Source organism: Terriglobia bacterium, from assembly GCA_020072565.1.
Classification (GTDB): domain Bacteria; phylum Acidobacteriota; class UBA6911; order UBA6911; family UBA6911; genus JAFNAG01.
Window position 1 is genome coordinate 1 of record JAIQGI010000017.1, and the last position, 12,137, is coordinate 12,137.

Consider the following 12,137-nt stretch of genomic DNA (forward strand, 5'->3'; position numbering starts at 1 on the left):
AAGTATCGAACGGCGCCGTCGAACCGGCGTTGCGCACCCAGACCGCAAAATTGTATTGGCCGGCCACCGTCGGCGTCCAGATAAAGGTGTTGCTGGTGGTGTAGTCTTGCACCATCGTCCAGGCGCCGCCAAACCAGACGTAGAACCGGTACTGCAGCGGCGCGACGCCTCCGGTAGCGGTCGCCGACCAGGTGATCGCGGTGTTAATCCGCTGTGGTAGTGCCGGACTCGGACTGATACTTACCGACTGCGGTGTAATGTTGAAGTTGCCGGTGAATTTGTAGGCATCGTAAGCCGCCGTCGACCCGGCATTGCGCACCCAGACCGCAACATTGTACTGGCCGGCCTGGGTCGGCGTCCAGGTATAGGTGTTGATGGTGCTGTAGTCCTGCACCATGGTCCAAACGTTGTTGAACCAGACATAGAACCGGTATTGCAGCGGTGCGACGCCTCCCGTCGCCGTTGCCGTCCATGTGATGGGAGTGCCCACCAGTTGCGGTGGCGCCGGACTTCCACCGATCGTCACCGACAGAGGAGCCGGCGTCGTGATGTTGAAGTAGCCATAAAACCGGTAGGCATCGTACGCCGCCGTCGATCCGGCGTTGCGCACCCAGACCGCAAAATTGTATTGGCCGGTCTGCGTCGGCGTCCAGGCACAAGTGTTGGCGGTGGTGTAGTCCTGCACCATCGTCCAGGCGTTGGCGTGCCAGACATAGAACCGGTATTGCAGCGGTGCGACGCCTCCCGTTGCGGTTGCTGTCCATGTGATCGGGGTTCCGGCCGCCACCGGAAACGCCACATTGGGCGTCAGCCCGGTGATCGTCAACGTCCCTGTCCTTGCCGGGCTCAACGTCACCGTGTTGGTCGCCGGTGAATTGCCGGCAGCGTTGAAGGCGAACACCCGATACGAGTACGAGCCCCCGGTGAAAGGTCCATTGTCGGTGTAGGTGGCTGAGTTCGCGGGAGCCGTTCCTATGGCCGAGAAACCGCCACCGCCGCTGGACCGCTCAATACGGAACCCGACCTCATTGGCGGGATTACCCAGGCTGGGCGGAGGCGTCTGATCCGTCCAGCTGAGGTTGACTTGAGCTCCGGTTGCCGAGCCGGTCAGGGGAGAAGGTGCAGCCGGCGCGGCAACTGGAACGCTGAACACAATCGGGCGCATCATGTCGTTTTCTTCATGGCCCAGAATGTGACAGTGCCACACGTACTCCCAGCCAAAGTTGGTCAGTGTGTTAAGGACCGTGACTGGGTTTCCTTGCGGATCCACACCATAAAACTGCCCTGTGGTGCCCAGAATCCGCGTGACGTCCAGAGCGCGAATGCTGTTGGGAACCCCAAAGGGAAGCGCAGGCGCAACCGGCCTTAACGCCACAATCGCATCCTCCAATGGGTTCATCCGGACGGTTTCCTTCCAGCCCAGCTCGTTCGCGTCCGGCGGTTTTACCGTCCCGTCCCAGCCAACCCGGTTGATCAGCTGCACGTTGAACAGGTGGAAGTGTATGAAGTGGGTGTCAACACCATTGTGAGTGACCTTCCAGATCTGGGTTCCATCGCCCGTCACCGGCGGGCCAGGTGACGGGGAGGCGCTGATCATCTCGGTGGGCGGATCTATGTAGAAATAGGGGATCGTCGTCTGGGTGTTGAAATTGGTAAAGGGCAACTCGACGCCCAGCGTGGCATTCATCCGCCCATAATCGAGTTCAAAAAGCTCCTGGATGGTCTTCGGCTGCATCGAGATCGTCATCGGTGTGGCTGAACCGACCGGGGTGAAGGTCAACGCGTTGGCATAAATTGTCGAGTAAGTATTGACAGCCGCCGTATTCGGTGCCGGATAGGTCGTTTCTGGAACGATGGGCGGGGGCTGGGATGCAGCAAAGGCGACCGGTAACGCCGTTTGCAGTGCTGCCAAATTGAAGGGTGCACTGACCGGTGACCCTACCGCTACCTGGAACTGCATAACAGTCCGGGTGTTGGGACCGTAACCGGGCAGCGTCGTGGGTGCGCCTCCCGTCGAAGTTTGATCGATGTCGCCCGTGTAATAGTCGAGGCGCGGGTCAAATCCCGGGACAGGGGCTGGCGCGTCGTTATAGAGGATGAGTTTCGAACCATCCGGAACACCGGAGAAGTCAATGATGACGTCCGCCCGCTCCGCCGGTCCGATGTAAAGTCCGTGGGTGCTGACATTCAAAACGGTTATGCTTCTGCGGAAGTACTCGTAACTGATCGGCGTGCTGGGGATCACCACCGGCGCCGGCAGGAAACCGCCTTCGGTCCCGATCTGGATCATCGGCGGGCCCGAAGCGTTCGGATCGGGCACACCTCCATCCCTGCCATCCGTTGGCCAGAGATCCGGCAAGCCCGCGTTGGGAACAGCAGGAACCATCTTGACTTCGGTAACGCTCCCGACGGTGACAATAGGAGCAGAAGTGTAACCAGTGCCCCCGTTTGTCAGCGTGATGGCTGCGACGGGACTGGCCGCCAGTTTTGCTGTGGCAATCGCGCCCGTGCCGCCACCACCGGCAAAAGCGACATTGGGGGCCGAAGTATAACCCGTGCCGCCGCTCGTGAGCGTTATGCTGTTGATGGCGCCATTCACGACGGTTGCGGTAGCAGTAGCGCCCGTGCCGCCACCACCGGCAAGTGTAATCGTAGGAGCCGTAGTGTAACCGGTGCCTCCGCTCACGAGCGTGATGCCGGCGACGGGACCGGGCGCCAACGTTGCTGCGGCAGTAGCGCCCGTGCCGCCACCACCATATATGTAGACACTCGGAGTTGAGGTGTAGCCGAGGCCTCCGTTAGTGAGCGTGACTCCAGTGACCGCGCCCCCTGCTACTGTGGCTGTGGCGAGAGCGCCTCCGCCGTTGCCGCCCGTGTCGGCATAATAAAGCTGCAGGTTGAGAGTACGGTCATTGCTGGCGTTCAGGATCCGGAACCGGTAGGCTTTGCGCGTTACCGGGAGGACCGGGTAGGCAGTGCCGTTGACGATGGGCGTGTCCATGAAGGCTTCCGGCACCATGGAGGGATTGGGTGTCCCGGGGCAAGCCTGGAGCGGATTCGCTGCGCATGGAACCGCACCGTGGGTCAAGGTCGTGAGTGGGGGCCAAAACCAGGGCCCCCAGTCCCACCGGCCAAAAGCGTTGGTCCCGTCTCCGGTAACTACATCAGCTGGGTTCTGGTTCGGCATGTAAACATGGGGGAACCAGAGATTGCCGTAGCCTCCCCAGTGGACCGTATCCCAGGTAGGATCCTCGACGGACAATTGACCGCCCGGGGCGGTATTGGGCACGAAAGTCTTATCCTGGATGACCAGAGGGATTCCATAGTGGTAGACCCCTCCCAGATCAGGCAGGACCTTTACTAGACCCGGGTTGATGCCTTTGACATTGGTGCCCGAGATCAGATCTTCCTCATACAGGTCCGTCAATAGATAACCTGCCGCTTCGCCGGCATAGACATCCAGGCGCGTTATCCCGTACGCGTGGTCGTGGTAGAACATCAGACGGGAGCTCTGTTGGTTGGTCCAATAAAAGGTTGCTGATCCAGCGCCCGGATTCGGCATGTCAGGGGCGTTTTGCTGACTGTCGCCTACGGGGAAGTGGGTCACTTCTCCCGCGGGAGTAATCCACTGGTGAGGTGTCCCGTCACTGACCCAGGGAGTGGCGCCGCCATGGAGATGGAGGACGGCGCGGTTTTGTGTGTAACTGGTTCCATCGGGGCCTGTGCCCGCTCCCATGGCGGTGGTGTCCACCGGCAGAAATAAGTTGCCCGCGGCGCCGGTGGCCAGCTGATTGGTGAACTTGACGCGCACGGGCTTGCCGCTCTGGGCTATGATCAGAGGTCCCAGATAATGAGCCTTCCCGTCCGCGGTAGGCGCGAGATCCTTATAGCCTCGCAGTTGCGTGGTCGCAGGCAGGTCCCTGTGCATCTGTTGGGTGTAGTCGACCAATCCGATCTGGTAATAATCGGAACCGGGGTATGTAGTCGTATCCGCAATAGCAATCGGGATAAACTGCCCGAGGTTGTTGGCATTGGCAGCCCCCAGGCCCGGCAGGGTGTCCACGAATTTCCGAATTCCGCCGGAGACCACCGCCCCGGCGACGGTCGGAAGCGGGCTATTGGCGTAATTCGCTACATTGAAATAATCCGGCGGGCCGCCCGGATTGAGCGGGGCACGCGGCGCTGCCAGCCCCCCGCTGGCCCGGGCTGCTGCGGCCCTTTCTGCCGCAGCCTGCCTCTGCGCGGCGGTCGTACTCCTCATGCGAGGCATCTGGCCCGTTGGATCCTGGGGCGAGCCACCGGTCTTCGGAGGTTGCGATTGCGCGCGGATGCCCTGGTCATTGCCCCAGAAAAGGCCGGCCGCTGCCACCGTTAATCCCAATAACAAACGCGTCAAAAACCTATGCCTGTGCATATTGCTAATCCCTCGCTTCGAACAAAGTAATGAGTTGTTGCTTTTTTCTGCCCGGCCGCCGCCTGCGAACCACATTTGGAGGCCGGGTGAGAGGATCAGAAGAAGACGTTCCTCTCAATAGACTTGAATCGAGCTAGAGCGATGGGGCTTCCACCGCGCCGGGCGCGAGTCTATCAACGCGCCTCTGCAAAAAGGAACTAGGTTCTTCCCTAGTTTTTAAAAGGAAAAACCATAAAGATGGGAGTGCCAACTACTACCATCAGACAAAACCGAGGAGGATTATAACCCTTTTATTGACGCAGGCAAGTGAAAAAAGGAAATAGCAATCACTTTTCATCATCGCAGGAAACGCAGCCCCGCTTTGCGTGGAAATTGAAAATGACGAAGTAGCAATCGCTTTTCACTAACGCGGCAACTGAAGCTCCATTCCATTGAAGATAAAGGGATTATGTATGATTTGCCGTACCAGAGGAAGGAATCGAGCCTCGGAGGCCCCACAGGAGCTTGAGCAGGGCGCCGTTGCAGATGGACTCCGCGCAGCGCACAGCTGCCCCCTAACCCGACAGCAAACCTATACGATGCTTGACAAATGTTGCAACGACAAGCCTTACCGGACATCTCCATGAATGCGAGTTCCACGGCCGAGGCGGCTTTTTGGAGCAAGGGGAAAGCTGTTCAACCGCCGGCTCAAATTCTCGTTGCCCTGGCGATCATGATGAAGCCAAATCGCAGTCTGTCCATCAGCCGATCCAGATAGGGCGCAAATCGAATATCCAGACTGTCAATCTTCAACATCCATTGATGTGGCTTGCCTCGCACCTGGGACGAGAATTCCTGCCAGCGTTTAGAAGTACGGTTCTGAGCCACAATCTCATCAATCTCCTCACCGGCTGCCAGCTTTACAAGATAGTTGAGTACCCCCCGGTTATTGCCACCAAACAGGTCGCAGTTGAAATCAAAACGATCAGGCCTGAATCCTGTGCTTTGCAGCATTTTCCCAAGGGTACGCCTTGTGAACAAAGTCGTGTGCCGAGGAATGTCGTCATGCCGCATGAATCGTCCCGGCAGACTGTTGAAATTGGTTACCAACAGAACCGCTTTGCCACCCCTCCTCAACAGCCGGTAAACCGAGGCCAACATTTTCTTTGGATAGTAGACGTGCTCGAGAACCGCCCAGAGCGTGACCAGATCAAATGAGCCGGGAGAGTATCCGGCCGACTCTATATCCCCATAGAAAATGTCCAGGTCAAAGACATTCGGCGGCTTAGTCGAAAAATCCGCGCCGCGAACCTCCCAACCCCGTTGCTGCATGAAGTACATAAACTCGCCCTTCATACATCCGATATCCAACAGCCTGCCGGCAGGAAGGTCTCTGACATATTCAAACTTGAGTGCAAGCTGTCTGTCCTTCGCGCGCAACAGGCCCTCGGCGGTCAGATGGCTGTCGTAGAATTCCTCCGGATAAAATAAATGGATTTCTTCATCAGATGGACGAGGATTCACATAGACCAGTCCGCATTTCCTGCACCGGACAACGCAGAATGGTTCGGCATCCGTTCGATGTGCGAAGTCTTTGCGTTTGAAGACAAGCCTGGTGCGGTTGGTTTCACATAATGGGCATTGAATATATTGCATTCTCAGATCAGCGGTGGTTCAGATCAATTTACTTTATCATACGTGCAAAAGACAATTGCACCGTTGGAGTGCGTCGACCATTGACAGCCCTACGGCGATCCATGATCAACAGACCGACCTTGTCATCTCATCTATGACAGATCGGAAGTCAAGGAACACTTTCCCCTTTTGACCCTTTCTTGACCTCCGAAGGGCCCCATAATTTCGAGCACTCCCATCGCGTGCATCATTAGCGTGTCGCAACTGCGCCCACTCTATGCAGCTGCCCTGTTCTTTCAATCGCTTCAGGTTTCGACTCCCGTTTCGCACCGAATAAATTCCATCCCCTACCTCGTGCAATCCTCCTCCGAGAAAGCACTGCTTGACCCGGTTTTTGGCTCTCGTCAGCTCACGAGACGAAATCCAATAACCACGCACCGCCTGGCGCAACCCCCCATAGGTCAGCCTCGGATGATGAACACGCTTAAACCTGTTTAGATACAGCAGGTCTGACAAGGACTCGGCATCCGTCTTATCCCACTTGTCCTCCGATTCGCTGATCAGACGATTGAACCGTGGCTGGCAGCGAATCACCTCGTCAACATGACCCATTAGAAGCCGAGTCACCAAGTCCGAAAGCCGGCTCTCTTCCACGATGACCCTCTTCCGCCCTGGAATACCAATCACCAAATTCTCCAGCTCGGACTTTGTCGTCGGTATCCGTTGCCGAAGTAGGATCACTCCTTTGCCGTTTCGCACACATACGTCTGTTCTTAAACTGTGAAGATCCATTCCCATATGCTTCATCGTGGCCTCCAGTGTCACGTTCTTGCTTGCGAACGGAACGTATTTTCACACTGTGAGGCGCGTTCTGTCATATTTTCACACGCAGGAGCCTTCACCACCCTGCGGCGCAACAAAGCCTCCTGCCCGCTGACCACAATGGAATGCTCACCGTCTCTCAGCGTTTTTCCTCGTGTAAAACTGCCTCTTAGTCGCACCTTCATGAATAACCACTGCTTGAGCCCGATCTTCCTATCCTATTTTCCACCTCCTCTCAACAGATGACCAAATTTAGCTCTTAATCATTCCTGTTGAATGTCATAAGGAACACTGAATGGAGCGTCGTCATGTTTTCGATATGCAGCCATATAAAGGACGTTTGCCGGAATCCTCGACCGACGAAGCAATTCGTCGACTTTTTGTCGAAAAGAAGTCTCCCGTTTGCCGTCATAAGTAAGATAGATTGAAAAGCGTCTTCTCCAAGGGACGATTAACTCATTGCGAATAAAATGAAAAGCTTCTGCGACCAGTTGATACCTGTTTACATCACCAACCGCCTTGAAAAACATCGGATTAAAATTGTAATATCCATGATCATACCAAGTCAGCGGCGCAAGATGGATAATAACTCCATTGCTTTTTACAAGAGAGTGTATGTTTTGCAAAGCCGCCCGAACATCCATGATATGCTCAAGCGTGCCGCCGTTAAGCAGAGTGTTAAAGCTTCCCGCCATTTCTCGCGGTATTGGCTTATTGAAGTCCAACCTCAAATCCGCCATGTCATTCAGATCACAATCCAGATATTGATCTATACCGTAGCGATCGAGAAAATATGCACGAACACTGCGTAAATCGCACATCAGATGTGGATAGGAATATTTAATAGCAACCTTTTGAATCTCAGATTCCGGCTGGTTGATACGAAGGCACCCCAGCGCCAACATAGGGCCCCGCAACGCGCCTTGCGCATGGCATATATCAAAAAATTCGTTAAACGACATCTGTATTCCCATATTTCCTTAGCGGGCAGTATGCCCCGTCAAAGCAAACAGCCCGCGTCTACATTCGCAATCACTCTCGCAACGATCCGCACTTTGCGCTAGGCCCCGCAACGCAAATAGTAATCAAGTATCCGGCATTTCGGCTTTTTCTCAGATTTCGGTAACAGGCGCATAACCCAAACAGTAACACTCCCGTTGCCATTCCTACTATCACCTCCACCTTAACTCACAGAATTTCTCGCCATCTTAGATTCCACTCAATATCATGTCAATAACAGCAATAATTTGATCCTTAGAAGATGGAACATTAATATATCCCAAAACTTTCCTGAGTTGTACCAAATCCTCGGCCCGCTCCCGACAGAATATATTATGTTCATCTGTGAACCACTGATAACCCGCCGCCTTGTACAATTGCAGGTCCAGCCCTTCCGGGTCATATTTTGTGATAAATTCCTGCAACTCCAACAAACCTTTATAAGTAAAGTCGCTCAACACGGTGCTGAAACGTAATTTTGGCCGTTTGAGATTTCGCCTAGCTCTCACTTCCATAAAGTTATCCAGCCGCCGCCGCAATTGATCCAAACTTGCCCCTGTTCGCAATTTTTGATATATTTCTGGATCTACAGAATCGATCGAAATGGCTATGGTCGTAACTACATTTGAAGCAAAGATGTGATCTGCCCACGCGTTCGACATTAAAATCCCATTGCTATATAATACCAAACGCAAGTGATCCAAATTTGCGTATTCATTGACATCCGTTAAGATTCTCGACAATAAGGACTTATCGGGAGGATCAATAAATATCTCTCCACCGCCCACAATATTCAGCAATCTAAGATACCGATAGGCAGGAATGAAGTTGTTCATCGCCGCGACAGAAAGATCACCATCGCAGGCCAGAATTCCCGACGTCATTCTCTGAGGGCACATCGGACACCGCAAGTTGCACTTATCATTAATTATAACCATAGCCTGAAACGGAAATGAGGCTGTGTTACAATTTCTACCATGATATTCAAGATCATTGATGTAGATATTATCGTCATAGGAAGTGGGAGCGGTATATAGGTTTCCCGCATCATCATCAGTTCCGATAGGAGGAGATTCGAAACTATAATTTAGGTGGGAGGGCACTTTAATATACGGATGCATATCGCTATAACGCATCACCAACCGAGGACATGACAATTCGCATCCGGCGTTTCGATATGTTCCTTGAGCAAAAAATCCCCGGATTTTACTTAATACGGCGTTTTGATGCCAAATGTCATCGATTCTTGTCTTCGTCAGATCGCCGATGATTGCATGATTATTGCAACATATTGACACCTTCCCCTCAAGGGATACAGAAATTGAATTCCATGCATTATCACAGGCCCATGGGTCTTGGTGATCTATGATTTGAATGGTGTACGAGCGACCATTACTATTAGGATCACTATTATCCGATGTGGAAAACAACAACATGCCATTCCAATGGGAATAATATCCCCTCCCCAGTCTGCGAATGTTGTCATGCAGAGCGTGTGGAATCCCATATTTATGATCATTCTCAAATAGAACTACGTTCGATCGAGTGGGGTACCCGAGATCATCGGATGCAGTCTGAATCCCTGTCAGATTGGCCGCCCAGCAGTGGCCATTGTCGTGGGTAAATGGCCGTTTCAAAGGGATCTGACCTCTGTTGTTGACTTCCATCTATTCGTCCTTCACCTCTTCAGCGGATTCTCCCTTTGCCAGGGTAACCACCTTGATCTGCGGCTCGAGATCGACAACCGATGTAGTAAAAATGCCATCCCGCATTCGGACCTCGAATTGGAGCCCATCATAGCGACAATCATAATGCGCATCCGTTTCAGCATCCGGGTCACCAATAGAAAAGGTCATGAAATACAAGCCGTTCGTGAGCCGCATGGTCACATGCATGCACGCTTCGATAATATCTCCCTTTCGTTGACCTGGAACCTGGATCTTTTGCAGAGCCGCCGTGGTTCCAAACAGGTCAACGCCCTTCATATTGCGGATCAGAAAGCCGACGTTAAGGCGCTCCAGATCCTCGTAGAATAATGCACGCAGAAAGAAAGTGCAACCAGCTCCCGAGTCCAATAGCGCGCTTTTGATCCCGAGTTCATCGCGAATGCCGAAATCAAGAATCTCCGCTTTCTTGTTACCGATTCGCATCTGATGAGAATTATGTTGATCGAATGGTTCGCGAAGCCCAAGTTTTTGAAGCGCGCCACGACGAATCGCCTCCCTTTCCCGGGCATCATGAGTGTCGAAATCTCCTCCATAGGCAGCCTTCTTCGACAGGTAAATGTGCCGGAGCCGGTACTGGTGTCCGTTGTAACGAGGATCGCTATTGTCGGTCGTGGAAAATAACAGGGTTTTGCCCCAATGTGAGAATGCCCCCCGGCCATATTCGCGTATCTGGCCATGCAAACAATGAGCAGGATGCAAGCGCACATCGTCCTCCCAGAGGACAAACTTTGATTGTTCCGGCTTCTCGGATGTATCGCCTTTTATGGGGATCTTGGAAAGATCCACAAACCAAGCATGACCACTCTCCGGCATAATATCACTAGAGTTCAAGGGATAATCGAGATCCAGCTGTGATTCCTCATCGCAGGTCGATTCTGGAACTTGAACATCGCCGACTCTGTCGCACTCCCGTTCGGCTCGAACGTGAAGTTTCCGTTCCTGTTCCTCATCACTCCCGAAGAGCATTTTGTAGTAAACCAGACTGATCCGATGCGGCTCGCCTTGATCAAGAACCCGACCCTTATCCAGCAAGATCGCATGATCACAAAAAGTACTGATGGTGTTGGGGTCGTGCGAAACCAGCAAGATAGTTCGCCCAACATTGCGGAACTCCTGAATCTTGCCGAAGGACTTGCGCTGGAATTTGGCGTCGCCGACGGATAAGGCCTCGTCAATAATCAGGATATCGGGGTCTATGCATACCGCGGTGCTGAAGGTCAAGCGCGCCTGCATGCCCGTGGAATAGGTCTTGAAGGGTTGGTCGATGAAGTCCTCGAGCTCGCTGAACTCGATAACCCAATCCATCTTGCCAAGGATCTCCTCGCGGGTCAGCCCGACCATCAGCCCGCCGAGGTAGATGTTTTCACGTCCGCTGTATTCGCCATGAAATCCGGTCCCCAGTTCCAGAATGGAAGAAATCCGACCTGTGACCGCAACGGAACCGGCGGTGTGATCGAGAGTGCCGGTGATGATCTTGAGGAGCGTGCTTTTGCCCGCGCCGTTGCGCCCCATGATGCCGACGACCTGGCCGCGGCGCACCTCGAACGACACATCTCTCAGCGCCCAGAAGGGCTTGTAGTTCTGCTTGCCGGCGAGCAGTCCCCAGAACATGTCCGCAGGTCTGGCGTACATCTTGAACATCTTGGAGAGATTGGAAACGCGGATGGCAAACTCGCCGGCATCGTTCATAACACGTTCCCGAACATCACCTTCAGTTTGCGGAATATGCGATAGCCCAGGACGAAGATGAAAACGCTCATCCCGCTGAATGCTACCCATGCCCAGGGATGCGCAAAACGCCCGAAGTAGAGAATGTCCTGATAGCACCAGACCATGTAGCTGAACGGGTCGATGTAAAGAACAGCGCGCACGGCTCTGGGTACCGATGCCGGCAAGTACAGGATCGGCAGCAGGAAGAACGCGACGGAGCAAAAGACCTGTACAAAGTCTTTCACATCACGAAAGTAGACTCCGACCGATGCGAGCAAATAGCTGGCGCCGACCATCGCCAACGCTTGCAGGATGAAAAGCAAGGGCAGCAGCAGGTAGGTCCAAAGCAACGTGTGATAGTTCCACAGATTGTATCCGGTCAGGAGCACCAGAAATATGATCTGCGTCCAGAGCGTGGCCAACACCCCCTTGACCGGCAGAACCTCGATGGGAAAAATCACTTGTTTGACCAGGTTGGTATTTGCAACGACAACTGTCCCGGACTTCATCATGCATTCCTGGAATGTGAGCCAAGGGATCAGCCCCGCAAGCATGTACGAGGTGTAGTTGAGCGGCATGTCGAGCGTGCCGCCGATGCGCGTCTGGAAAACGAAAGCAAACACAAAAACATAGATCACCATCAATGCCAACGGGTGCCCGATAGCCCAGAACGTGCCGAAGAGCTGGCCCGAGTACCGCTCGCCGATCTCGCGCCTAGCCAACTCCAATGTCAGGCGGCGATGACGGGTGAGCAGGACGGTCAGCTCCTGGAACGCCTGCAAATTGGCCCTGAGATTCAGTGCCGTATACATATCCGATCCGGGATTGAGAGAATTATCATAAGGGAGAAT

The 12,137-nt window shown here is 53.8% G+C and carries 7 protein-coding genes; all 7 read right to left on the reverse strand.

Going from position 1 to position 12,137, the window contains the following annotated elements; translation table 11 throughout:
- Positions 1–4,261: hypothetical protein (locus LAP85_11750; protein ID MBZ5497068.1), on the reverse strand; the 4,261-nt coding region annotated here is incomplete at its 3' end.
- An 840-nt stretch (positions 4,262–5,101) separates the two neighbouring features.
- On the reverse strand, positions 5,102–5,917 hold the full coding sequence (locus LAP85_11755; GenBank protein MBZ5497069.1) for a class I SAM-dependent methyltransferase: 816 nt from the start codon (positions 5,915–5,917) through the stop codon (positions 5,102–5,104).
- Positions 5,918–6,154: 237 nt separating this feature from the next.
- Positions 6,155–6,835: a transposase gene (locus tag LAP85_11760; protein MBZ5497070.1), complete on the reverse strand. Its 681-nt coding sequence runs from the start codon at positions 6,833–6,835 to the stop codon at positions 6,155–6,157.
- 278 nt (positions 6,836–7,113) lie between these two features.
- On the reverse strand, positions 7,114–7,812 hold the full coding sequence (locus LAP85_11765) for a hypothetical protein (GenBank protein MBZ5497071.1): 699 nt from the start codon (positions 7,810–7,812) through the stop codon (positions 7,114–7,116).
- 246 nt (positions 7,813–8,058) lie between these two features.
- Complete coding sequence (locus LAP85_11770; protein ID MBZ5497072.1) at positions 8,059–9,516, reverse strand: radical SAM protein; 1,458 nt, start codon at positions 9,514–9,516, stop codon at positions 8,059–8,061.
- Positions 9,517–11,265 (reverse strand): ABC transporter ATP-binding protein, encoded by a 1,749-nt coding sequence (locus LAP85_11775; protein ID MBZ5497073.1) that lies wholly within the window; start codon positions 11,263–11,265, stop codon positions 9,517–9,519. It abuts the gene before it with no gap.
- Positions 11,262–12,098, reverse strand: coding sequence for an ABC transporter permease (locus LAP85_11780; GenBank protein MBZ5497074.1), 837 nt, complete (start codon positions 12,096–12,098; stop codon positions 11,262–11,264). The genes LAP85_11775 and LAP85_11780 overlap by 4 nt, the downstream gene beginning before the upstream one ends.
- Between the last annotated feature and the right edge of the window lie 39 nt (positions 12,099–12,137).

Bases quoted from the DNA above. Each gene is read 5' to 3' on its own strand.
- LAP85_11765 (MBZ5497071.1), bottom strand. From the start codon at position 7,812: ATGTCGTTTAACGAATTTTTTGATATATGCCATGCGCAAGGCGCGTTG.
- LAP85_11775 (MBZ5497073.1), bottom strand. From the start codon at position 11,265: ATGAACGATGCCGGCGAGTTTGCCATCCGCGTTTCCAATCTCTCCAAG.
- LAP85_11780 (MBZ5497074.1), bottom strand. From the start codon at position 12,098: ATGTATACGGCACTGAATCTCAGGGCCAATTTGCAGGCGTTCCAGGAG.
- LAP85_11770 (MBZ5497072.1), bottom strand. From the start codon at position 9,516: ATGGAAGTCAACAACAGAGGTCAGATCCCTTTGAAACGGCCATTTACC.
- LAP85_11760 (MBZ5497070.1), bottom strand. From the start codon at position 6,835: ATGAAGCATATGGGAATGGATCTTCACAGTTTAAGAACAGACGTATGT.